The sequence below is a fragment of the Lampropedia aestuarii genome (assembly GCF_004803635.1).
Taxonomy (GTDB): Bacteria; Pseudomonadota; Gammaproteobacteria; order Burkholderiales; family Burkholderiaceae_C; genus Lampropedia; species Lampropedia aestuarii.
Map to the genome: position 1 here is coordinate 1 of NZ_SSWX01000035.1, position 23,602 is coordinate 23,602.

Consider the following 23,602-nt stretch of genomic DNA (forward strand, 5'->3'; position numbering starts at 1 on the left):
ATGCAGACAAAGCGTACGACAGCGCCCAAAGGCGCCAGATGCTCAAAGCCTTGGACTTTAAAGATGGTATCCAGCGCAAAGCGCACAATAAAAAGCCATTGAGTAATTGCCAGCAAAAGCGCAATCAGCGCATTGCCAAGCAAAGAGCCAAGGTAGAACATGTGTTTGCGGGCATACGGCACATGGGCGGCAAACACATTCGCACCATTGGCATGGTCAGAGCAGCGGTGGCCATGACGATGATGGCCACTTGCTACAACCTCAAACGCTTGGCCTCATTNTATAGGTTGCTGATGCTGTCATCCACTGGGTTGATTGCAGCAGCTTGGCTGGCCACCAGATCTTGCACGATCTGGTCTAGCCACTGTGGCATAGCCGTGTTGTGCTGGCCCATTAAATCACGCAAACGTTGCAGATAAGGGGTAGCCAGAGCCCAGGTGTACAGGTCTTGGCGGCCAATTTGCTGCCACTCCAGCAACTTGAATTTAAGCAGCACCTTGGCTGCGTAATGCGCATGCTTGTGGGGTTGGGTGCTGAAGTAATTGAGCCGTTGGCGGGCGCGCTCAAGTGCAGCAGGGACGTCGCCAAAGGGTTTGCCGTGGCCAGGGATGACCGAGCGGGCATTGAGGCCGGCGATCAGCTCCAGTGTATCGGCCATGGCCTCAAAGGCCCGCTCGCCATCGAGCTCAGGAAAAATAACGCCAAAGCCATTCTCCCATAAGGCATCGGCTGAAATCAGCAGACCCGATTCGGGCTGGAATAAGACCACCATGTCTGGGTCATGCCCTGCTGCAGCATGCACCTGCCAGCGTGCCTCGCCCAGCAGCAGTTCATCTCCGGCTTGCAGGGTGTGGGTGGCTGTAAAGCGGGGGCATTGCTGGCCGGTGGCCAGAAAGCTCAGCTGCGTTTCGTCCCATTCGCGCACGCTGTCGATGCTGGCATGCGGCACATAGGTGTGCAGCTCGGGCCAAGCCTGCTGAAGGGCCGCATTGCCACCACAGTGGTCACTGTGCAAATGGGTGTTGATCAGTTGAGACAAGGGCTGCTGATGCAGGGCCTTGCCGACCATGCTGGTGGTCTGGCTGGCGTGGCTGCCATAGCCGCTGTCAATCAAGGCCGCGCCATGCTGGCCTTGCAGCAGGATGCAGTTGGACGAGAGCCAACCGCGCTCAAACACAATCATATTGTCAGACATGGCTAGCACCGCCTTGTTTAGGATGTTTGGACTTGGGCTTGCACAGCGGCCAGCGCTTGTGCCAGGTCGGCTTGCAGGTCATTGGCGTCTTCAAGGCCGATGCACAGGCGAATCAGGCGCGTGCCTGGCCCAGCGGACAAGCTGCTGTCCAATTGGCGGTCGCCGCGCAAATCGTAGGCCATCACCAGGCTCACTGGACCACCCCAGCTGTAGCCAATTTTGAAGTACTGCAAAGCCTCGCAAAATGCATCGACATCTGCGCTGCTCCAACTAGGGTCAGGGAAGAACGACAGCAGGCCTGCGGCCTGGGCTGGTGTTTGCGCATTCTGGCCACACACTTGCTGCCAGTACTGGTGGCCTGGGCTTGTTGGCAGCGCCGGGTGGCGCACCTGCGCAACGGCTGGGTGCTGTGCCAGAAAACAGGCCAGTTGCTGGGCGCTGCGGTCTTGTGCGGCATAGCGCAGCTGAATGCTGGGCAGGGCGCGCAAAATCGCTTCGACATCGTTCATGCCCACGCCAAAGCCTATTTGCATGTGGCAGCGTTTGAGCCGTTTATGCAGTTCCGCATCGCGGGTGCACACGCTGCCCATCAGCACATCGCCTCCGCCGCTGGGGAATTTGGTCAGCGCATGCACGCTGATGTCCAGCGTCAAGGCTTGGCCATCGGGCGAGCGCAAATCAAACGGCGCAAACGCCAAGCCTGCACCCCAGGTGTTGTCCAGCGCGCAGACCACTTTTTGTTGGTTGCATACCGCAATCAAGCCAAGTAGGTCAGGGAACTCCAAAGTGACTGAGCCAGCTGCTTCCAACCAGACCAGCTTGGTCTTGGGTGAGATTTTGCTGGCCAAGTCCTGGGCATCTTGCGGGTCGTAGAACGCATGTGTGATGCCATAGCTTGCAAGCAATTGCTGGGCGAAATGTTTGTTCGGGCCGTAGACATTGTCCGGCAGCAGCACTTCATCGCCCTGGGCTAGCAAGGCCAGGTTGACCATGTTCAGCGCTGCCAGGCCGCTGGGCGCCAGAATGCAGTGCTTGGCACCTTCAAGTGTGGCAATGCGCTCTTCCAGTACAAAACTGGTGGAAGTGCCATGCAGCCCGTAGGTGTAAGTGGTTTTAAATGCCCAGTCGCGCTCGCGCACGGCGGCCATACTGGGAAAGAAGATGGTCGAGCCTTTGGCTACGGGTACGGCAGGCGATGCAAAGCCTGTGGGGGGGGTGTAGGCGTGGTGGATTAATTCTGTGGAGGCTGATGGGCTGTGGGTAGTCAATGGCTTTGAAGGGCTGTTCATAGTGGGCTAAATAGATGGAAGTACACTGATTGCGCGCAAGGCATGCCCTTGATGGGGCTTAAGGCCGGTTCATCCATTATGAACAGGCTTTAAGCAAGCTGCGAGTTGGTCAATGCGCGCAAGCGTTTGAACGTCTGACTAGCATTGTGAACACATTCGCGCCAAGCGCAGCCATATTTCTGTTTGATACCTGCATGCGAATAAAAGAAGGAATTGTCTATGGGAAAAAAAATTGCCATCATGGTGGGAAGTTTGAGCTCCAAGTCGATCAATCGCCGTCTGGCCCACGCGCTGGTCAAGCTGGCACCTGCCGATGTGACATTTGAATTCGTAGAGATTGGCGACCTGCCACTCTACAACTACGACGACGACGCCAATCCGGCCGAATCCGTCAAGCGCGTGAAAGCGCAAATCAATGCCGCTGATGCAGTCTTGCTGGTCACGCCTGAATACAACCGCTCGATTCCTGCGGCGCTTAAAAATGCGGTAGACCACGTATCACGCCCATACGGCGATAACACCTGGAAGAATAAAATCGGCGCCATCATTGGCACTTCGCCAGGTGGTGTGGGCGCAGCTTTGGCACAAAACCATTTGCGCCAGGTGCTCAATGCCCAAGGCACGATCTTGTTGCAAGGCCCTGATGCCTATTTGCAATTTACCGATGCCCTGCTGACAGCTGATGGCTCGGTAGGAGAAGGCAGCCGCGCATTCTTGCAGTCCTGGCTGGATAAATTCCTTGCTTTTGTTGATACCAACGCAGCCAAGGCCTAAGAGCCTGTTCATAATCTCGACGCAGTCGCGGAGATTGTGAACTGGCCCTGACAATATTTGTGTTGATGCTGCTGCAGCCAAGTGCTGTGGCAAGAGACGAAAACGCCTGACTCGGTCGTTAAGACCAAGGAGCCAGGCGTTTTTTTGTGTGCAGGCGTAGTGCAGGTAAGCGCAGGTGCTTGGCTTTGCTTACAGCAGTTGCTCGGCTTGCATCATTTGCGCCAGTGTGTCGCGCTGGCGCACCACACGGACATGGCTGCCGTCGACCAGCAATTCGACCGCGCGCGGTCGGGTGTTGTAGTTGCTGGCCATGCTCATCGAGTAGGCGCCTGCTGAGTACACGGCCAGCAGATCGCCTTGCTGGAGGTGCAGGTGGCGGTCGCGCCCCAGCCAGTCCCCGCTCTCGCACACTGGTCCCACCACGTCATACAGTGGGGCACTTGCCAGGTTTTGGGTCGCTGCTTCTTGCACGCCGGTGATGGTGTGGTAGGCCTGGTACATCGCAGGGCGTGGCAGGTCATTCATCGCCGCGTCCACAATGCAGAAATGCTTTTCTTCACCAGGTTTGAGGTAGAGCACCTCGGTCAGGCAGATGCCGGCATTGCCCACCAGTGAGCGGCCTGGCTCGACCATGAAGTGGCGCTCGCCATAGCCACGCGCATCGGCACGGGCAAACATCTTGGCCCACAGGTCGCTGGCGACCGGTGGTTTTTCATCCTGGTACTGAATCCCCAAGCCGCCGCCACAGTCGATGTGCGACAAAGGAATGCCGGCAGCCTCAACGGCATCGACCAGATCCAGCACGCGGTCCAGCGCATCGAGGTATGGCGCTTCGGTGGTGATTTGTGAGCCAATATGGCAGTCAATGCCTTTGACTGCGATGTGCGGCAGTTGCGCAGCACGCTGGAACACGGCAAGCGCACGTTCGTGGGCAATGCCAAATTTATTATTCTTCAGCCCTGTTGAAATGTAGGGGTGGGTTTGCGCGTCGACGTCTGGATTGACGCGCAGGCTGATAGGCGCGCGAACATTCAGGCTTTGTGCGACTTCGTTGAGCACCTCCAGCTCAGCCTCACTCTCGATATTGAAGCAGCCGATCTGGTAGCCCAGCGCCACGCGCATTTCATGGCGGGTTTTACCAACGCCGGAGAAGACAATTTTCTCTGGCGTTGCGCCAGCGGCAAGCGCACGTTCCAATTCACCTTCCGAGACGATGTCAAAACCACAGCCTTGCTGAGCGAAAAAGCGCAGGATCGACAGGTTCGAGTTGGCCTTGACCGCGTAGTGGATCGACACATTGCGGCCTTCGAAGCCGGCCTGGTAAGCTGCCAGGGCCGCGCTAAGCGCCGCTTGTGAGTACACAAACAAGGGCGTTCCGTGCTCGCGCGCCAGGGCCGCTACTGGCACCTGCTCGACATGCAGGGCACCATCGTGAAAATGAAAGAAGGGAGCGCCAGGAAGCGGAGTGCTGGTAGACATAGGTATGGGGACTCAGAACAAAATCGACAAGGGAGAGGTGCGCTTGCGCGCTGTTGCTAGCTGGTGGCTGGCTTATTGCACGCCATCTTCAGGCAGGGTGATCAAGACCCCAGAGCCACTGCTGCCATCGGCTGGCAATGGCACATTGGACTTGGTGTCATTGGGCATATACAGTGGACCAGTTTGACCGCAAGCTGTCAACGCGACAAGGATTAAAGCAGCGAGCCCCATAGGTTTTGCTGCGCGGATTACAATTTTGGCAGTTTTATGCATGATGGAATTGTAATGACAGACTTGGAATACGCCGACCACGCGGACGCTTTACTACTACAAATTGAACAAGCGTGTGACCAAATCACCGAAGAATCCGATGTGGACCTGGATGCCCAGCGTGTCGGTGGCATGGTTACTATTGTTTTTCCCAACCGCTCGCAGATCGTAATTAACCAGCAAAGACCGCTGCACGAAATTTGGCTGGCTGCCAAAGCAGGTGGGTTTCACTTTAAATTCGATGGTCAGGCTTGGCAGGACACCAAGGGTCAGGGCGAATTTTTTGCCATGCTCAATCGCTTTGCCACTGAGCAAGCGGGTGAGCCACTGAATTTCTCCGCCTGATAGCGCCCGTCACCCGTGCTTGGCAGGTGACAGTCGACTCAAGTCCGCAATTGAATGCCCGGCAGGACTTGAGTTAGCAGGGCAGTGTGGCTGCCGGCCACGGACAATCACCGTCTTCAACGGCCTGATTCGCGCAGGGCTTTGCTGATGGCTGCCTGCCATTCTGGCGAGCAGTCCTTGCCGTCGTCATTGCGCTTGCCAAATACACGCCAATTGGCCGCATTGCACCATTCTGCAGTCGCGTAATCCGGTCCATGGCCTTGCCCATCGGACACACCTGCGGCCTTGTCGACCCAGGCATACCAGGCATCACTGCCCAGAGGTGGGTAGTCCGCATGGGCTGTTGTTTGACTGCTGATCGGGGCGCAGCCCAGCAATGCGGTGCTGAGGGCCGCGCTCAGCACCAGCGCTGTCCAAGTTTTTTTCATAATCAACACCTTGTGTGAATTGGATGTGTTCGTATAACTGGTTTGGTTGTTCATAGCCACAGGATCCAGGCGGCGGCCATGGCCATGCAGACCAGCGTGACAGGCACGCCTGCTTTGGCAAATTCCGCAAATGAGATTTTGACACCGCTGGCTGCGGCCTGTTCTACTACGATGATGCCGGCCAGACTGCCAAACACGATCAGATTGCTGGAGAAACCCGTGCCCAGCACCAAGGCCGCGCCCAGTGCATCGGCATTGTGCGCGCTGTCCAAAACCGGCACCAGTAGCATCACGGCGGGGTTATTGCCAACGATATTGCTCAAAATACCGCCAACCAGAAACAAAGAGATCGGATCATTGAGATTGATGCCGGCGCTGCGCAAATCGCCCAGCAGTTGCTGAGGCAAGCCCGTGGATGCCATCGCCGCATTGACAACAAACAAGCCCATGATCAGCAGTAGCAAATTGCCGTCGACATGCTTGAGCATATCGCTAGAGGCAATCGTGCGGTTGATCAACAGCACGCCAGCAGCGCCAAGCGCGATAAGTTCTTTGGGCCAGTCGCTCCAGACAAAGGCGGCAACCACCGCCAAGGTGACAAGACCGGCCTTGAGGGTTTCGGTCATATCAAATGCAGGGGTCACGGGCGCTTTGTCAGCGGTGTTGGTGTTGGATGTGTTGCCGCTGAGATGCCAGCGGTTGCGGTACATGAGTGCCAGCAAGGCCCAGATAATTGGCAAAGACAGCAGCGCGGGCAATAAAGTGACCTTCAAAAAGCCGTTGAACGACAAGCCCAGGCCTTGGGCTGCAATCATGTTTTGCGGGCTACCAATCAAAGTGCCTGAAGAGCCAGTATTGGCGGCAAAACAAAAAGCCAATAAAAAAGGCACGGGGTTCAAGCCGCGCGCCATTGTCAGAGACACCAGTAGCGGCGTCATGGCAACCACCACCACATCGTTGGTCAATAGAGAGGACAAAAAGCCGCTGACGGCAATCAGTACCGCCAGCAGAACGGGGGGGGATACCGGCAGCGATGCCACGCGCTCTGCCGCCCAAGCATAAAAGCCGGACACCACAAACGCCGCTGAGACCACCATCAGGCCAAACAACATGCCAATGCTGCGGTAGTCAATCGCCTCCCAGGCGGCCTTGGGTGTGATGCTACCGACCACCATCAAGGCGAATGCGCCAACGATGGCCGCGCCTGTGCGGTCGACTTTGAAGCCAGGCAATGTGCCAAAGCCCATGGCCACATAGACCAGCAAAAAGATCAAAAGAGTCAATACCATGGGTCTCAAACGCCTCCTCTGCGGCGAAATCATTATTTTCTGTCATGGTAATGCGCGTCATAAGCACTGGCAATGCTTTATCGGACATTAAGGATGAAATCCGCCAGTAATTGCCCAGGCCGTTTTGAGCCTTATGTGTTGCCTCTCGCGAACCCTACAGGCGATGGCCATTTGCAGCGCAAGGCCTGTGTCAAGCATTGCGCCGTCTGCGCTGAGATGATGAACAGGCTCACACTTTAGCGTGTATCAGGCTCTTGTCTTGCGGGGGTGCGTAGCATGCCACTTTGCGAGGGCGGTTTCTGTGGCGTCAAAACGGGGGGGCGCACCACGGGGGGGGGGACCGCAGGCGGCATTACCACTGGCGGCTTAGGTGGCATGGGCATGATGGGCGGCACAGGGATGGCTGGTGGCCCGGGGGGGGCCACAGTCACTGGTGGCAGACCTGGCGGGGTTGGCTGCCAGGGATAATTGGGCGCTGGTTGGCCCCAGTACGGCGGGTTGATGACGATGGTGGTGTTGGGGCGCAACGCTTTTTCACGTTGCAAAGCCGCATAGTCTTGCGGGCTGAGGCAGGCGCGGTCAGCAGCATCTTGCGCACGCTCCAAACGCAGCTGCTCCTCGCTGGTGTAGCGGCCATTGGCCGATTGGTAGCGATTGAGTTGACGCGTGGCGTCTTGGCAGGCGGGTGTGTTGGCGTAGTTGGTGGTTTGCGCACGTGCAGCTGCTTCGGCAGCCGCACTGGCGCGAGCCGATGCTTCTAGCGCGGCAGTCTCCGCCTGGATCCGTTGTTCCTGCAAGCGGTCGAGCCGTTGCTGCGCTTGTATCTCAAGCGCTTGGGCTGCGCGCTCTTGCTCAATGGCGATTTGTTCAGGTGTTTTGGCCGCTTGGATTTCCACGCTCTCCAAGTGGCTGGGGCAGCTGGCATCCGTGTAGGTAACGTTGCCGTTGGCGTCGCTGCAGCGGTTGACCTGCGCTTGTGCTTGCGGCCAAGCACAGGCGAGCACAAGCGCCAAGCCCATGGCCTTCAGTGCGTGGGCATTGAGCGATTCTCGCATGGTGAGATTCTGGGCCATGGGCCAGCCTTTCATCAAAGGTCAAGGTCAAAGGGGGAGCAATCAATCGATCAAATATTCTATGAAAGCAGCGCTCATTGCCTGTTCAAAGTCCCCACGCAGTCGTGTAAATCTCAAAAGAGGCCGTGCAAGGCGCCTGTTGCAGGTGCTACACGCGTATGGGTAAAACGGCCCACGCCGCAAAGCGCATTTTGAGTTTTAGCGAATTTGCTATTGTTAACGCGCTAACAATGGTTTGGGACGCACTGCAGTTCCACCTTGATTGCCGGACGGAGTCAGAGCCTGTCCATTGTTTTGGTTGGGCCCGGATTGGTTCTGAAACGGTTTGTTCAAGCTGGGCGGTTTGTTTGGCGCTTGTGCGTGTGGCGGCCTTTGGTTGGGCCTGCCTGGTTGGTTGCCGCCCCATGTCGGTGGGCGTTGACCATAGGCAGGCGGGTATGGCCTTGGTGGTGGGGGGCGGTAATAGGGGACGCTAGGCCTGATGGGCACATACCGTGGCGGCGGCACATACACATTGTTTTGGTAGTACACGGTTGTGGGAGGAGACACATACACGGGCTGCGATGTGTATACCGGTTGGCTTGTGTAGACCTGTTGAGTGGTATATACCGAGCCATAACTGGCATCGCCGTAGTAGCCTGGATCGTAGTGCGCGCAACCAGCGGTGAGCATGACAATGCCTGCGACAGCAATCCAGCGAGAGTGAGCGGGCAGATGGTGTTGCATAAAGAGTCCTTGATGCCAAGGATGTGGTAGAAGTGGGGGGAGTAAAGGGCCTTTAAATTCAAAGGCTTTTGAGGCTATCGTGCTGAACGCAAGGCACATGTGCCACTAACGGTTCTAGGGTGTAGTTGGTTGACCCAGTTATACACCGCGGTGCACCTTGTGTTTGCCTCTTCGGAACTCTATTTGGCGCGCATGAAGCCTTGCCTGCTAAATTGCAAATTTTCTTAAAGCTACAGCGCCATGTATGCACAATAATGGTGCGCTTTTGCGCATCATTGGGGTGCATGGACTTTTTTGGTGCGTAGGGAATTCTGTGCGGGCCAGTGTTCTGGCTCGCTTATGATATGCACGACTTGTGAGCATGCATACTCAGCCTCAAAAAAATGTAGAAAAAGTGTGTGGCACATGTTTTGCTTTAAGACTCTGGTCGATAAAACCTCACACCAACCCATAGCAGGAGTGCCCAATGGCAAAGACAGTAGATGACGTGATGGCTCTGATCAAGGATAACGAAGTCAAGTTTGTTGATTTCCGCTTCACTGATACCCGTGGTAAAGAGCACCACGTCACAGTTCCAATTTCGGCTTTTGATGAAGACAGATTTCAAACCGGCCAAGCGTTTGATGGTTCTTCCCTCGCCGGCTGGAAGGGAATTGAAGCCTCGGACATGCTCTTGATCCCAGATCCTGATACTGCCAACATCGATCCATTCTTTCAAGAACCGACGCTGATCTTGACTTGCGATGTGATCGATCCAGCCGACGGCACGCCATATGACCGTGATCCACGCTCGATCGCTCGCCGCGCTGAGTCTTATTTGAAGGCTTCCGGCTTGGGTGATACCGCTTATTTCGGACCAGAGCCAGAGTTCTTCATTTTTGATGGCGTGCGCTGGGAAAACTCCATGGGCAAAGTGTTCTTCGAGGTCGATGAGTACGAGGCCCCTTGGAACTCAGGCGCCAAACTCGAAGGCGGCAACCGCGGCCATCGTCCAACCGTCAAAGGCGGCTACTTCCCTGTGCCTCCAGTTGACAGCACGCAAGACATGCGCGCTGAAATGTCGCTGGTGCTCGAATCCCTGGGCATTCCAGTGGAAGTGTTTCACCATGAAGTTGCGGGCGCAGGCCAAAACGAAATCGGTACCCAATTCAGCACCTTGGTCAAACGCGCTGACTGGACACAAACACTGAAGTACGTGGTTCACAACGTGGCCAATATGTACGGCAAAACAGCCACGTTCATGCCAAAACCTCTGGTTGGCGACAATGGCTCTGGCATGCATGTGCATATGTCTATCTGGAAAGATGGCAAAAACCTGTTCGCTGGCGACGGCTATGCGGGCCTGTCTGACTATGCGCTGTACTTCATTGGCGGTGTGATCAAACATGCCCGTGCGCTGAACGCGATCACCAACCCATCCACAAACAGCTACAAGCGTTTGGTGCCAGGTTACGAGGCCCCAGTGAAATTGGCGTATTCGGCTAAAAACCGCTCTGCATCGATCCGCGTGCCATTTGTGAACAATCCAAAAGGCCGCCGCGTTGAAGCACGTTTCCCAGATCCAACAGCCAACCCATACCTGTGCTTTGCTGCGCTGATGATGGCTGGTTTGGACGGCGTGGAAAACAAAATCCATCCGGGCGAAGCGGCGACGAAAGACCTGTACCATCTGCCACCTGAAGAAGACGCGTTGATCCCAACCGTCTGCCACAGCCTGGACCAAGCTCTGGAAGCGTTGGATGCAGACCGTGGCTTCCTGACCAAAGGTGGTGTATTTAGCAATGAAATGCTGGATGCATACATTGAGTTGAAAATGGGCGAAGTGACCCGTTTCCGCCAGGCCGTGCATCCTATCGAGTACGAAATGTACTACTCGCTGTAATACCTCTCGGATTGCCCATAAAAGCCACCCTCTGGGTGGCTTTTATTGTTTCTGCTGTGCCGCCAGCGGGCCAGGGCGTGTAGACAGCCTTGGCTGCGACAGTCTTGCAATCCCCTGAGAAGGGCTTGATCGAATGCACAAACGGAGCGACTTTCAGTACCATAATGCTTGTTTATTTCCCTTTGCATCGACAGCTTCAATGAACCAAAATGCAAAGGGGGCGACTTTGTGCTGTGGGATGCCCATGCCAAGCAGGCCCATGCTCCAAGCTACGCGCTTGAATAAAGGTATTTGAATCATGAACAAAGCAGGTCTTGGAATCGTTTTTTTTGCGGTGTTTGCCGCCGCTACAGGCGCTCAGGCGCAAAGCAAGATTTACCGCTGCGGCAATGACTACACGAATGAAGCCGGAGCAGCCAAACGCCAAGGCTGCCGTTTGGTTGAAGGTGGCAACGTGACGGTGATTCAAAACACCGCGCCAGCGCCTGCACCGCGAGCGGCCACTTCTACTCCCAGTGCGGCGCCACGGCAAAGCAGCTCACCGGCCAGTGCGCCCAAGGTCGATGACAGTGCCCAGCGCAGCCGCGATGCCGATGCACGTACCATTTTGGAGGCCGAGCTGAGCAAATCACAGCAGCGCTTGGCTGCCTTGCAGGAAGAGTACAACGGTGGCGAGCCGCAACGCACAGCGCTGGAGTTTCGCAATCCGCAGGGCTATATCGAGCGCATTGCACAACTCAAGGCCAATATCGAGCGCACCGAAGCAGATATTCAAGGAATACAGCGTGAGATCAATCGCCTGCGTTAAGCAGCGGTGATGCCCACAGCCGTGGCGCAGTTGTCGCTTGTGCATGAAGCTTGCTTGCAGATAGCCATGCCGTCAGCTGTCATCCGCACGCAATCGTCGTAGATGTTGCAGCGTTTGATTTTTGCTGTTGGCCATAGTCGGGGATACTGAACCCGTGGGACCCACTACAAAAACCAGGCAAGGCAGCATGCAATCCGATTTTGACTTACTGGCGACCCTGATCGCCATTCTGAATAACGAACAGCGCGTGGTAGGGGCCAATGCCGCATTGGAGGGCATGCTGGGCATCTCCAGGCGCAAGCTGTTCGGTCTGCCCTTTGGGCATTTCATGAAAGACTCTGCAGCGCTGGATTTGGCCTTCTCCAAAGGCAACAACTCTCCAGAACAGTCGGTTTTTCGCTTCCAGGCTGCGCTGCAGGACTTGGGCCGTGGAGAGCAGATCATTGAGGTGCATGCCAATTTGACCAAGGTTGACGCGCATGGCGACTGGCTGCTGGAGATGTGGCCGCAGAGTGAGCAAGCCAAGCATTACCAGGATGGGCAATTGCACGAGCTGGCCGAGACCAACAAAATGCTGTTGCGCAACTTGGCGCATGAAGTCAAAAACCCATTGGGTGGGATTCGCGGTGCAGCGCAGTTGCTGGGCATGGAGACGGTCGAGCCTGAGCTGCATGAGTACACACAAGTCATCATGCATGAGGCCGATCGGTTGCAGGCGCTGGTCGATCGCCTGTTAGAGCCGCATCGCCACCCCCAGAGCGTCGAGCCGGTCAATATCCACGAGGTTTGCGAACATGTGCGCTCGCTGATATTGATGGAGTATCCCAAGGGCCTGATGATTGAGCAGAATTACGATATCTCACTGCCTGATGTTCAAGGCGACAAGAACCAGTTGATCCAGGTCTTGCTCAATATCGTTCAAAACGCTGCCTTGGTGTTGCGGCCCAAGATCGAGCTGGGCCTTGCCCACATTGAGCTGCGCACCCGCGTAGCCCGGCAAGTGCACATAGGCAAGAAACTGCACAAGCTGGCATTGGAATTGCATGTGATTGATAATGGACCAGGAATTGATCCGGAAATTCGCGAGCGGATATTTCACCCGCTGGTGACCGGACGTGATGATGGAACTGGTCTTGGACTGAGTTTGGCGCAGACCTTTATTCAACGCCATCACGGAATGATTGAGTGCGATAGCGTGCCGGGGAAAACGAGTTTTGTCATCACAATTCCCTTGCCCTGATCCGCAGTCAGCCGTTCTTTATTTAAAGGAATACGCATATGGATCCAGTTTGGATCGTCGATGATGACCCTTCGATTCGCTTTGTGCTTGAAAAAGCGCTGGCCCGCGAAAATCTAGCGACCCGCAGTTTCACGCAAGCCTCGGAAGTGATTGAGGCACTGGCTGACGCAGTCAGTCACGGCCAAGTGCTGCCACGGGTTTTGGTCAGTGATATTCGCATGCCGGGCGGCTCGGGCCTGCAGCTGCTGGAAAAACTGCATGCGGAATACCCGCAACTGGCCATCATCATCATGACGGCCTATTCGGATTTGGACAGCGCAGTCTCGGCCTTTCAGCGCGGTGCATTTGAATACCTGCCCAAACCCTTTGATGTCACCAAGGCCATTGAATTGATTCGCCGTGCGCTGCAAGAAAGCGACGGTGAAAAACCAGCCTCCAATGGCGAGGCAGACCTGGCTACGCCAGAGATCCTCGGCCAGGCGCCTGCGATGCAGGACGTTTTTCGTGTGATTGGCCGCCTGAGCCAAAGCCTGGTGACGGTTCTTGTCACTGGCGAGTCGGGCACCGGCAAGGAGTTGGTTGCGCGTGCATTGCACAAACATTCACCGGCCGCACAAGGGCCTTTTGTGGCTATCAACACCGCCGCCATCCCGCAGGAGTTGCTTGAGTCCGAATTGTTTGGCCACGAGCGCGGCTCATTCACCGGCGCGCAAACACAGCGCCGCGGCCGGTTTGAGCAAGCCGATGGTGGCACTTTGTTCTTGGATGAGATTGGCGACATGCCGTTTGATTTGCAAACGCGGCTATTGCGGGTCTTGTCGGAGGGGCAGTTCTACCGTGTTGGTGGCCACAGCGCAGTCAAGGTCAAGGTCAGGGTGATCGCTGCGACACACCAGAACCTTGAAGAGCGTGTGGCAAAAGGCCTGTTTCGCGAGGACTTGTTTCACCGCCTCAATGTGATCCGAGTGCGCTTGCCAGCGTTGCGTGAGCGCGCTGAAGACATTGCTGTCTTGACCAAATATTTTCTGAAAAACATCGCACAGCAGCTCGGCGTCGAACCCAAGCGGATCTCAAACGATGCACTGGCAATCCTCAGCCAATTTCCGTTTCCGGGCAATGTGCGGCAGCTGGAAAATACCTGCCATTGGCTCACGGTGATGGCACCGTCGCAGTTGATCTCCAGCCATGACCTGCCGCCAGAGATCTTGCATCAAGTCGCAGCCGCACACGCACCCAGCTTGAACGCGAGCAGCGCGCCAGACACACTGCTGGCGGCGGCATACCCTGAAGCCGCGCCAACCGGCTCCAGTGGGGCGGCAGACAAAGAGGCCGCTGCGATGCCAGCGGCACCTGCGGCACCTGCTGCACCTGTTGTTGCAGGCTTGAGTCCGTCTGCGGCATGTGCTGGCGAGGCTGGGCAACAAGACTGGACCGTGGGTTTGGTCAACGAAGCCAGGCAGCTGCTGGAGAGCCAATCGGGCCAAGTGTGGGATGTACTGAGCCAGAAATTTGAAAGCCACTTGATTCGCGCCGCCTTGCTCAACACCGCAGGCAGGCGCATTGAAGCGGCCCAGCGGCTCGGGATTGGACGCAATACCATCACGCGTAAAATCCAAGAGTTGGGCCTCGATGATGGTGCCCATCAAAGCGGCGAGTCTTTTTAAGAGCCTGTTCAAAATCTGCACGCAGTCGCACAAGGCGCCAACAAGAGACACTGCCAGGCGCCTGTTGCAGCGCCTACGTCTGTATGAGCACAATAGGCGAGCCCGCAATGCGCTTAGGGCTTCAAGCTGGCTAGGCAGTGACAATGAACAAGCGCGCGGAGCCGCTTTGATGGACTCAGACGCCAGCGCGAGCGGCTGAGCCGGTTTCAAACCGAAAGAAACTGGCGCAATGCCTGCAACGTAGCATCAGGCGCTTCGGTCATCATATTGTGGCCTGCAGCGATTGTCACGCAGTGCAAGTCGCGCTGTGCATCGCGGGCTGCCTGCACCAGCGGCTGCGCGGCTTTGGCTGGCGTCATTTGGTCGTAGGCTCCGCTAATAATCACGGTCCTGGCCTCCACCTTGGCCATTGCCTGTGCTCCATTGGTGTAGTCGTCGCAGGCCTTGAACCCTTTGTAAAACACATTCTCCTGCGCATTGCTGTGCAGCACTCGCCGACCCAACGCGATACCCATGCCATAAGGCCAAGTGCCTGGCCCTAAGGTCGAAGGTGGTGGGGCCAAAGTATTGCGTGAAAACACATTGACAAAATGCAGGGCTTTTTCTGGCTCTTGCAGGGACGACTGCAGCAAACTGGGCGCAACCTTCATTGGTGCTGCTGTACCCAGCAGCGCCAGCTGGCCAATGCGCTTGCCCAGCTGGGACGCCGCTTCCAGTGCAATCAGCGAGCCAAAACTGTGGCCTGTCAGCGCCACGGGACTGCCTGCTGGCAGTTGTGCGACCAAAGCCGCAATCGTTTCTGCGGCCTCTTGCACACTGGCTGGCGCAGGGCCACTGCTGCGGCAGTGGCCAGGCAAATCCAGTGCCAGTACATTCCAGCCATGGTGCGCAAAATAGCGGCTTTGCAGTGCCCAGACCGAATGGTCGTTGAGCACGCCATGGATGAAGATCAGATACGGTTGCTCTGGGCGGTGTGCCGTGCCCCCGGTGTAGGCGTACAAAGACTGGTGGGCTGTGCCCAAGTCAAAACGCAATGAATGGCTGCGACTCATCATGCACCTGCCTTTTTGTTGGAATTGGAGGAAGAGGGCGCTGGTGCATCGCTGGCTTTTTCAGCAGCCTTCAAAGCGCGTTTGAGGTCATCGATCAAGTCGTCTGCATCTTCCAGTCCAATCGACAGACGGATCGTGCCCTGGCTGATGCCAGCGTGCCGCAGCGCGGCTTCGTCCATGCGAGAGTGCGTGGTGCTGGCCGGGTGAATCACCAGACTGCGGCAGTCGCCGACATTGGCCAGGTGGCTGAAGATGCGCAGCGCATCCACAAAGGCCTTGCCTTGCGTGCGTGCGCCCTTGAGGTCAAAACTGAACACCGAAGAGACGCCCTTGGGCAGCAAACGCTGCGCCAACTGGTGGCTGGGGTGGCTGGGCAGCATGGGGTGGTGCACTTGTGCGACCAATGGGTGTTGCACCAAGAATTCAACCACTTTTTCGGTGTTGGCCAGATGCTGGCGCATGCGCAGCGCCAAGGTTTCCAGGCCCTGCAAAATCAGCCAGGCTGAGTGCGGGCTCAGACAGGCGCCAAAGTCGCGCAGGCCTTCTCGACGCGCACGCAACAAAAATGCGCCAATGCTGGCTTCTTCACTGAACACCATATTGTGAAAGCCCTCATAAGGTTCGCTGAGTTCAGGAAAGCGCCCCGACTGGTCCCAGTCAAAGCTGCCGCCATCAACAACCACGCCGCCAATCACCGTGCCGTGGCCGGACAAGAACTTGGTGGCCGAATGCACGACCATGTCGGCGCCCAAGGACAGTGGCTGCATCAGGTACGGCGTGGTCAAGGTGGAGTCGACCAGCAGCGGGACCTTGGCTTGTCGTGCAATGTCCGCAATGGCAGGAATATCCAGCACATCCAGGCTTGGATTGCCGACGGTTTCACCAAATAGCAAACGGGTATTGGGCCGAATCGCCTGTCTCCAGCCATCCAGATCGCTGGGGTGCACAAAAGTGGTTTCAATGCCAAAGCGGCGCAAGGTGTAACTGAGCAGATTGTGCGAGCCGCCATAGATGGCGCTGCTGGCAACAATGTGTGAGCCGGCCCCCATCAAGGTCGCAATGCTCAAATGCAAGGCCGCTTGGCCACTGGCCGTCGCAATCGCGCCTGCACCGACTTCTAACGCGGCCATGCGCTGCTCAAAGACGGCATTGGTGGGGTTGCTGATGCGTGAGTAGACGTGGCCTGCGCGCTCCATATTGAACAGCGACGCGGCTTGCTCGGACGAGTCAAACACGAACGAGCTGCTCAAATGGATGGGCACGGCTCTGGCGCCTGTGCTGGGGTCGGGGGCGGCCCCAGCGTGTACGCTGAGGGTCTCAAAACCTGGATCGCTAAAGCCGGGCATAGATAATGTCTCCTGATAATGCGCTAAAACCCAATGAATATGCCGATTGTGGGCTATATTCGGCAGAATTTCTGTCGCATGCACAAGCATTTGCTTGGGTAAGTGAATTGTCAGACACGATATAGGTTGCTGGGCGCGTGGTTGTTAGCCTGTGCAGCAATACGATAAGGAGATCAAAAAATGAAAGTCAGCGACATTTTGCGTGTGAAGGGCAATACCTTGTACACAGTCCGTGCCGACGAGTCTTTGTCGGTGGCAGTCGAGACCATGGCTGAGCGCGATATTGGTTCATTGGTCGTCGTCGAGCACGGTGAAGTCGTGGGTATTTTGACTTTTAGAGAGGTGATTGTGGCCATGGTCAAGCACGCCAATGTGCTGGACAAAGTCACGGTGCGCGCGCACATGGATGAGGCGCCAATGAGCTGCACACAGGAAACGTCGCTCGACGAAGTGCGCCGCATGATGCTGGACCGCCATGCGCGTTATATGCCAGTGATTGACAACCGCACCTTGATGGGCGTGATCAGCTTTTACGATGTTGCCAAGGCCGTGGTCGACAGCCAGAACCTGGAAAACAAACTGCTCAAAGCCTATATTCGCGACTGGCCAGAAGAAGGCACTGAGCTCAAGTAAGATCGTAAACACGTTCTAAGCAGCATGGCGCTGTTTGACGCCGGTAGGCCGTGCCATGCCGGCAGGGCGACCTACCGAAAGGCAAGCACGTGGCTTGCTGGCGGTAACTGCAGGCCGCCGCAGGCCAGTCGCAAGCCTGGTTTGCCTGGGGGTGCCAGCCGTGCAGCCGCGTCGTTTCTCACTCTGTCTCAAGCCCAATGGTCTTTTCGCAGGTATGCCAAACCTTAAGCCTTACGCTCACCGCGCGCCTTTGCTTGGCCTGGTGATTGCTGCTGCCATCGTGGTTGTGGCTGCAGCTGCAGGAATTGCAGCGGTGTTGCTAGTGATTTTTCCTGCTGCTGCGTGGCTGGTGGGCTATTTTTTACCAGACTGGGTCTTCATCATTCCGGTCTTTGGATCCCTCAGTGGGGCGGGTTCTGCCGCGTTGATTGCAGCGGGTGTGGTGCTGGCTACGGGCTTGATACAAACAGCGCTGTGGTTGAGCCGACGCAGCGCATTGCGGCGCTTATTGAGCGCCTTCTCATAATCTCTGCGCAGCCGCGTTCAAGCCCCAAAAAGCGCATTGCGGCGTTGCCAGCGGCCAGTTGGTGGCTACAACATGTGCGCATGGCGACTGTGGCAGCCTGGCCTCTGAATAAGTACGCTTGCAGCACACGGCTGCCTTGGACATAGCGGCAATGGCTGAGAGCAAAAGCTGATTTATCGCCACAACTGTGCTGTTTTTTGCTGACAGCAGTAAGATAGCTCTATCCGCTCTGATTCGCTAGACAAGCATGCATGAGACAGGTGCATTGGTGCGGGACCCCACTGATCGATCTATAAGTAACAAGCAAAGGATGCAGAGATGACCCAATCGACTCGCCAGCCTGCCAGCAAACAACCGACCAAGGCGACAGTAAAAACACCGACAAAAACACCTGTTAAAAAGACGGCAGGCACTGCTCCCAAAGTTGCCGCTACAACCTTGTCGGCATCGACAAAGAAAAACTTCCGCACGGCCTCAGGCACCAAAGGCGCTTTTTATTCGTTGCCTGAGCTGGCCAAAACCTATCCTAATATTGCCCGTCTGCCAGTCTCGATTCGCCTGGTGCTGGAGTCGGTGCTGCGCAACCACGATGGCCGCCGTATTACGGATCTGCATATCAAGCAATTGGCCAACTGGAAGCCCAAAGCCAAGCGCACCGAAGAAATCCCGTTCGTGCTGGCGCGCGTAGTGCTGCAAGACTTTACCGGGGTGCCGCTGCTGGCCGATTTGGCTGCGATGCGCACCGCTGCGGCCAAGTTGGGCAAGTCGCCCGAGAAGATTGAGCCGCTGGTGCCGGTGGATCTGGTGGTTGACCACTCGATCATGGTCGATTACTACGGCACCAAAGATGCGCTTGATTTGAACATGAAGCTGGAATTCAAGCGCAACGAAGAGCGCTATGCATTCATGAAGTGGGGCATGCAGGCGTTCCAGACTTTTGGTGTGGTGCCGCCAGGCTTTGGCATTGTTCACCAGGTCAACCTGGAGTATTTCGCACGTGGTGTGCACAAGACGGCCGATGGCGTCTACTACCCAGACACCTTGGTTGGCACCGACAGCCACACAACCATGATCAACGGCATCGGTGTCGTGGGCTGGGGTGTTGGCGGTATTGAAGCCGAAGCTGCGATGCTGGGTCAGCCACTGTATTTCCTCACGCCCGACGTAGTGGGCTTTGAGCTGACTGGTCGCCTGCGCGAAGGTGTGACCGCGACCGACTTGGTGCTCACGGTCACCGAGATTTTGCGCAAGCACAAAGTGGTCGGTAAGTTTGTTGAGTTCTTTGGTGAGGGCACGGAAAGCCTTGGCGTGCCAGACCGTGCCACGATTGGCAATATGGCGCCTGAGTACGGTGCCACTATGGGCTTTTTCCCGGTCGACCAAAAAACCCTTGAATACTTTGAAGGCACAGGCCGTACCAAGGAAGAAATTGAAGCATTTGAGGCTTACTTCAAAGCGCAAAAACTCTTCGGTGTGCCCAAATCCGGTAGCATCGATTACTCGCAAGTGGTGTCTTTGGATCTGGGGCAGGTCACGCCAAGTCTGGCTGGCCCCAAGCGCCCACAGGACCGCATCGAGCTGGGCAAAGTCAAAAGCACCTTCACCGATTTGTTCAGCAAACCGGTCGCCGAGAATGGCTTTAACCAAAGCCCTGACAAACTGCGTGCACGCTACTACGCCAGCAACGGTGTAGGAGTGGAGTCGCAAGCCGCGACAGTGCTGCTGCAAGACCCTCCGGCCACGCCAGGTGCGCCGCGTGAAAAAGCCGAAATGGTGTCCAATAAGCCAGCTTTTGAAATTGCAGCGAATGCGGGTGAGCCAGATGCCGGCGCACACCATAGCGAGGACATCACGCTGGGTAATGGCGATGTGTTGATTGCAGCGATCACCAGCTGTACCAATACCTCGAACCCGAGCGTGCTGATTGCGGCAGGTTTGCTGGCCAAAAAAGCGGTTAAAAAAGGCCTGCGTGTCAAGCCCCATATCAAGACCTCGCTGGCGCCTGGCTCGCGCATTGTCACTGAGTACCTGGAGCGCACCGGCTTGCTGCCGTATCTGGAGCAATTGGGCTTTGATGTCGCCGGTTATGGCTGCACGACCTGCATTGGCAATGCCGGTGATTTGCGCCAGGAGTTCAATGAGACGATCGTCAAAGACGATTTGGTCTGCGCGGCGGTGCTGTCTGGTAACCGCAACTTTGAGGCCCGTATCCACCCCAATATCAAGGCCAACTTCTTGGCCAGCCCACCACTGGTCGTGGCCTATGCGATTGCCGGCACGGTGTTGAAGGATTTGATGACCGAGCCTGTCGGCTTGGACCCCAAAGGCCGCCCCGTCTATTTGGGCGATATCTGGCCGAGCAGCGATGAAATCTACAAACTGCTCAAGTACGCGATGAACGCCAAAGCATTCAGGGCCAATTACAGCAAAATCCGCAAAGACCCGGGCAAGCTGTGGGAGGACATCAAAGGCGTCAAAGGCGAGACCTATTCGTGGCCCAGCAGCACCTATATCGCACAGCCGCCATTCTTTGACGACTTCCAGCTGGAAGCCGCGCAAGCGGATGCACCTAGCAAAAGCAAAGAGCCGGTCGTGGCGGTGCAGCAAGCCCATGTGATGGCTTTGTTTGGTGACTCGATCACCACCGACCACATCTCGCCAGCGGGCTCGATCAAAGAAAGCTCACCAGCGGGCCTGTGGCTCAAAGAACATGGCGTGATGAAGCAGGACTTCAACAGCTATGGCTCGCGCCGCGGCAACCATGAAATCATGATGCGTGGCACGTTTGCCAACGTGCGCATCAAAAATCTGATGATTCTAGCTGCTGCTGACGGCTCGCGCGAAGAGGGTGGGGTGACGATCTACCAGGGCGCTGGCTCCTTGCAAGGCAGCAAACTGCCTATTTACGATGCGGCCATGCAATACATGGAAGCAGGCAAGCCAACGGTGGTCTTTGCTGGTGAAGAGTATGGCACGGGCTCTAGCCGAGACTGGGCGGCCAAAGGCACGCAGCTGCTGGGTATCAAGGCCGTCATCGCACGCAGTTTTGAACGTATCCACCGCTCCAACCTAGTGGGCATGGGCGTGTTGCCGCTGCAGTTCAAAGGCAGCGATTCCTGGCAGGCACTGCAGCTTGATGGCTCGGAGCTAGTCGATATCGCCGTGGATCCTGATTTGAAGCCCCAAAGCGATGCCCAGCTGACGATTACACGCAAAGATGGCTCGATTGAGAAGCTGAATCTGACATTGCGCATCGACACGCCGATTGAGGTCGATTACTACCGCGCAGGTGGCATCTTGCCGTATGTGTTGCGTCAGCTGCTGAACGACGCATAAACGCAATGCCAAAACAGGAGCTGCTGGTGTGCTTATGGCCTGCCAGCAGCCCATTTGACTCAAGATAACTGCAAATCATCTCTTCCAAGCCTTCAGCCTTGCACTGCGCGCCTGCAATCCATTGGTGCATTGCGCGGCCTGGTGATTGTGCTGGTGTGGCTGGAGCATGTGCAGAAATTTTTCTGCACATGCAGGCCAGTGGCCTGATGGCGGTCATGGCCACCAAGCCCGGTTTGTTCTTCTCACGCCTGTTGGCGCATTTGTGCCCGCCAGCGATTGTCTTTTTGACTGGATTGTCGGCGTGTCTTGACGCGGCCAAAACGCCTATGCCCAGCAAGCAGCCTGTGCTTATTGTTCAAGCGCGGGCTGTTTTGATCGTGCTGGAGTGCACGCTGGTGAGTTTCGCCTTGGCCTTCAGCCTTGCGCCTTCGGTGGAAGACAGATGATCTGGACGGTTGGCCTGAGCATGGTCGCGCTGTCGGTGCTGCTGTGGTTGCCGCGTCCGATGTTGGCGGTGTGGCGCTGCTGAGCACCATGGATTTTGTCAATATCATCAAATACCCGCCAGCCTGGCATGGCGGTGCGTCTTTGGCGCAGCGCCCATGTTTTTCAACCTGCTGCATTTGTAGGTGCTTGAGCTTTTGGACGTACAGCATGTACTGAGTGTGGCGGTCTGGGGATTCAACCAGGTTACGTATTTGGGTGTGGACTCAGCCAAGTCGGTCTGGCGCATGACGCTGGTGCTGGCTGCGGCCCTGCACCAGCCAGTCAAGGCATTTGGCAACTTATGGCACGCCACCGTGATATCGTTTGGCTCAAGTATTTGTAAGCGGTTAGACGCCATTAAAATGAAAACCATGACACAACATGCCAGCACTGCGTTGCTGCTCATGCTATGCGCCCAGCCCAGCGTTCACGCCAACGGCCAAGCAGATGCCAACGGCTTTGTGGAGGATGCCAGCGTGCAACTGCACAACCGTTTTGTGTTCGAGCGCATCGATTACCAAAAAGGAGACCGCTTCAAAACCACCATCGATGGTCAAGCCCTGCAGTCGAGCACTGCACAAGAAAGCGGCTATGGCGCAATGCTGACCCTCAAGTCCGGCTTTACGCAGGGACTGGTTGGCCTGGGCCTGGATGCACACGCTTATGGCGCGTTGGCGGTCAATGCCGATGACATCCGGGGCGGGCGGGCTCGCTATTTGGCCAAGGACAGCCAAGGCCATGTGCGCAGCCAGTTTGGCCGTGTTGGCGCAGCCGTCAAACTGCGGATGTCGTCTACCGTGCTGGCATATGGCGAGTTGCGCACTAAGAATCCGATCTTCAATTCCTCTGATAGCCGTTTGCTGCCCGAGACCAATCGGGGTTTTTTGCTCACTAGCACCGATATTGCGCATCTGCTTGTGCAAGCCGGCCACTTTACCGGCTGGTCTGATCGCAATAGCCGGGGCGGAAATTTCGACTTGCGTGCGAATTATTCTGGCACGACTGGCTCTGCATTCCGCTTTGTCGGCGGCCACTGGCAAACGCCAATTGAGGCGCTGAAACTCTCTCTTTACTGGGGGCAGTTCAAAGACAACTGGAATACTTTTCACTTTGGCGCAGCGCACAGTTTGGCATTGCAGGCAGGGCGCAGCGTGGACTTGAACCTGAATGTGTACCGCAGCGATGACACTGGCGTTGCCAAGGCAGGCCCGATCAACAATACCACCTGGAGTGCGCTGGCCAGCTACCGAATGGGCATGCACAAGCTCGGGCTGGGCTACCAAAAAGTGGCCGGTGACACGCCATTTGACTATGTGAACCGTGGCTCGATCTGGTTGGACAATGCGATGCAGCTATCGGACTTCAACGGCCCGCATGAGGCGTCCTGGCAAGTGAAATACGAAGCCGATTGGAGTGGCGCAGGCTTGCCCGGCTTGGTCTCAGGCCTGGCTTATACGCGTGGCTCAGGCACCGATGGCAGTCGTGTAGGCGCTGATAGCGCGTACTACGGTGCTTATGGGCAGGGCGGCAAGCATTGGGAGCGCGACATGATGCTGCGCTACAACTTCATTGCCGGGGCGATCAAGAATGTGAGCTTGCAGCTCAATTACAGCGTGCAGCGCGCCAACTCAGCGCAGTCGCTGATGGACAAGAACTTCAACCAGTGGCGCTTGCTGGTGAATCTGCCCGTGGTCTTGTGATGCGCGCAGCTGGTCACTACTTTTGTAGGGCTTGCGCGACTGCGAAAAGATCGTAAACAGG

Annotated in this window: 21 protein-coding genes and 1 pseudogene; 12 read left to right on the forward strand and 10 right to left on the reverse strand. The window is 56.5% G+C overall.

From position 1 onward, the window contains the following. A pseudogene (locus E8K88_RS17145) lies at window positions 1-272 on the forward strand (transposase); the annotation flags it as partial. Here E8K88_RS17145 and E8K88_RS17150 read toward each other — a convergent pair. Together E8K88_RS17150 and E8K88_RS17155 are read right to left on the reverse strand one after the other, a co-directional pair. Further along, window positions 254-1,195 carry an MBL fold metallo-hydrolase gene (locus tag E8K88_RS17150; protein ID WP_136407899.1) on the reverse strand — a complete coding sequence of 314 codons (942 nt, stop codon included), beginning with the start codon at window positions 1,193-1,195 and terminating at the stop codon, window positions 254-256. The pseudogene E8K88_RS17145 and the gene E8K88_RS17150 overlap by 19 nt on opposite strands. 17 nt (window positions 1,196-1,212) lie before the next feature. Beyond that, window positions 1,213-2,484, reverse strand: a complete 1,272-nt coding sequence (locus tag E8K88_RS17155) for a PLP-dependent transferase (protein WP_136407900.1) — start codon at window positions 2,482-2,484, stop codon at window positions 1,213-1,215. A gap of 219 nt (window positions 2,485-2,703) precedes the next feature. Between E8K88_RS17155 and E8K88_RS17160 the strand changes: the two genes are divergently transcribed. Further along, a complete protein-coding gene (locus tag E8K88_RS17160; RefSeq protein ID WP_136407901.1) occupies window positions 2,704-3,258 on the forward strand; it encodes an NADPH-dependent FMN reductase in 555 nt (184 codons plus the stop codon). 189 nt (window positions 3,259-3,447) lie between these two features. On the opposite strand, the gene lysA is transcribed toward E8K88_RS17160, so the two are convergent. Beyond that, window positions 3,448-4,737 carry a diaminopimelate decarboxylase gene (gene lysA, locus E8K88_RS17165; RefSeq protein ID WP_136407902.1) on the reverse strand — a complete coding sequence of 430 codons (1,290 nt, stop codon included), beginning with the start codon at window positions 4,735-4,737 and terminating at the stop codon, window positions 3,448-3,450. Between the two features lie 72 nt (window positions 4,738-4,809). Further along, complete coding sequence (gene lptM / locus E8K88_RS18655) at window positions 4,810-5,010, reverse strand: LPS translocon maturation chaperone LptM (protein WP_420813594.1); 201 nt, start codon at window positions 5,008-5,010, stop codon at window positions 4,810-4,812. Between the two features lie 12 nt (window positions 5,011-5,022). Here lptM and cyaY point away from each other — a divergent pair, with 12 nt between their 5' ends. Further along, window positions 5,023-5,352, forward strand: a complete 330-nt coding sequence (cyaY, locus tag E8K88_RS17175) for an iron donor protein CyaY (RefSeq protein ID WP_136407904.1) — start codon at window positions 5,023-5,025, stop codon at window positions 5,350-5,352. Window positions 5,353-5,468: 116 nt separating this feature from the next. Here the strand turns inward: cyaY and E8K88_RS17180 are convergent, their stop codons facing one another. The 4 genes from E8K88_RS17180 to E8K88_RS17195 form a co-directional block, all read right to left on the reverse strand. Continuing rightward, window positions 5,469-5,780, reverse strand: a complete 312-nt coding sequence (locus tag E8K88_RS17180) for a hypothetical protein (protein ID WP_136407905.1) — start codon at window positions 5,778-5,780, stop codon at window positions 5,469-5,471. Between the two features lie 50 nt (window positions 5,781-5,830). Continuing rightward, window positions 5,831-7,069, reverse strand: a complete 1,239-nt coding sequence (locus E8K88_RS17185; RefSeq protein WP_136407906.1) for an ArsB/NhaD family transporter — start codon at window positions 7,067-7,069, stop codon at window positions 5,831-5,833. Window positions 7,070-7,305: 236 nt separating this feature from the next. After that, the gene (locus E8K88_RS17190; protein WP_168797384.1) at window positions 7,306-8,142 is read right to left on the reverse strand and encodes a DUF4124 domain-containing protein; all 837 of its coding nucleotides are present in this window, start codon (window positions 8,140-8,142) and stop codon (window positions 7,306-7,308) included. Window positions 8,143-8,358: 216 nt separating this feature from the next. Next, entirely contained in the window at window positions 8,359-8,868 is a 510-nt protein-coding gene (locus tag E8K88_RS17195; protein ID WP_136407908.1) for a hypothetical protein, read from the reverse strand. A gap of 466 nt (window positions 8,869-9,334) precedes the next feature. Here E8K88_RS17195 and glnA point away from each other — a divergent pair, with 466 nt between their 5' ends. The 4 genes from glnA to ntrC all read left to right on the forward strand — a co-directional run bounded on the left by glnA (window position 9,335) and on the right by ntrC (window position 14,462). Beyond that, window positions 9,335-10,750: a type I glutamate--ammonia ligase gene (glnA, locus tag E8K88_RS17200; protein WP_136407909.1), complete on the forward strand. Its 1,416-nt coding sequence runs from the start codon at window positions 9,335-9,337 to the stop codon at window positions 10,748-10,750. Between the two features lie 298 nt (window positions 10,751-11,048). Next, complete coding sequence (locus tag E8K88_RS17205) at window positions 11,049-11,558, forward strand: hypothetical protein (RefSeq protein ID WP_136407910.1); 510 nt, start codon at window positions 11,049-11,051, stop codon at window positions 11,556-11,558. A gap of 187 nt (window positions 11,559-11,745) precedes the next feature. Next, window positions 11,746-12,798, forward strand: a complete 1,053-nt coding sequence (gene glnL / locus E8K88_RS17210) for a nitrogen regulation protein NR(II) (protein ID WP_136407911.1) — start codon at window positions 11,746-11,748, stop codon at window positions 12,796-12,798. A 38-nt stretch (window positions 12,799-12,836) separates the two neighbouring features. Further along, window positions 12,837-14,462: a nitrogen regulation protein NR(I) gene (gene ntrC / locus E8K88_RS17215; RefSeq protein ID WP_136407912.1), complete on the forward strand. Its 1,626-nt coding sequence runs from the start codon at window positions 12,837-12,839 to the stop codon at window positions 14,460-14,462. Between the two features lie 206 nt (window positions 14,463-14,668). Here ntrC and E8K88_RS17220 read toward each other — a convergent pair whose 3' ends face one another. Then, the gene (locus E8K88_RS17220) at window positions 14,669-15,517 is read right to left on the reverse strand and encodes an alpha/beta fold hydrolase (RefSeq protein ID WP_240754581.1); all 849 of its coding nucleotides are present in this window, start codon (window positions 15,515-15,517) and stop codon (window positions 14,669-14,671) included. Continuing rightward, the gene (locus E8K88_RS17225) at window positions 15,514-16,860 is read right to left on the reverse strand and encodes an O-acetylhomoserine aminocarboxypropyltransferase (RefSeq protein WP_136407913.1); all 1,347 of its coding nucleotides are present in this window, start codon (window positions 16,858-16,860) and stop codon (window positions 15,514-15,516) included. The genes E8K88_RS17220 and E8K88_RS17225 overlap by 4 nt, the downstream gene beginning before the upstream one ends. Before the next feature lie 180 nt (window positions 16,861-17,040). On the opposite strand from E8K88_RS17225, the gene E8K88_RS17230 reads away from it, so the two are divergent. The 5 genes from E8K88_RS17230 (at window position 17,041) to E8K88_RS17250 (ending at window position 23,541) form a co-directional block, all read left to right on the forward strand. Continuing rightward, window positions 17,041-17,493, forward strand: a complete 453-nt coding sequence (locus E8K88_RS17230; RefSeq protein ID WP_136407914.1) for a CBS domain-containing protein — start codon at window positions 17,041-17,043, stop codon at window positions 17,491-17,493. Between the two features lie 214 nt (window positions 17,494-17,707). Next, window positions 17,708-18,019, forward strand: a complete 312-nt coding sequence (locus E8K88_RS17235; protein ID WP_136407915.1) for a hypothetical protein — start codon at window positions 17,708-17,710, stop codon at window positions 18,017-18,019. A gap of 318 nt (window positions 18,020-18,337) precedes the next feature. Further along, window positions 18,338-21,355 carry an aconitate hydratase gene (locus E8K88_RS17240; RefSeq protein WP_136407916.1) on the forward strand — a complete coding sequence of 1,006 codons (3,018 nt, stop codon included), beginning with the start codon at window positions 18,338-18,340 and terminating at the stop codon, window positions 21,353-21,355. A 155-nt stretch (window positions 21,356-21,510) separates the two neighbouring features. Further along, complete coding sequence (locus tag E8K88_RS18420) at window positions 21,511-21,801, forward strand: acetyltransferase domain-containing protein (RefSeq protein ID WP_240754582.1); 291 nt, start codon at window positions 21,511-21,513, stop codon at window positions 21,799-21,801. 195 nt (window positions 21,802-21,996) lie between these two features. Next, window positions 21,997-23,541 carry an OprD family outer membrane porin gene (locus tag E8K88_RS17250; RefSeq protein ID WP_240754583.1) on the forward strand — a complete coding sequence of 515 codons (1,545 nt, stop codon included), beginning with the start codon at window positions 21,997-21,999 and terminating at the stop codon, window positions 23,539-23,541. Window positions 23,542-23,602 lie beyond the last annotated feature (61 nt).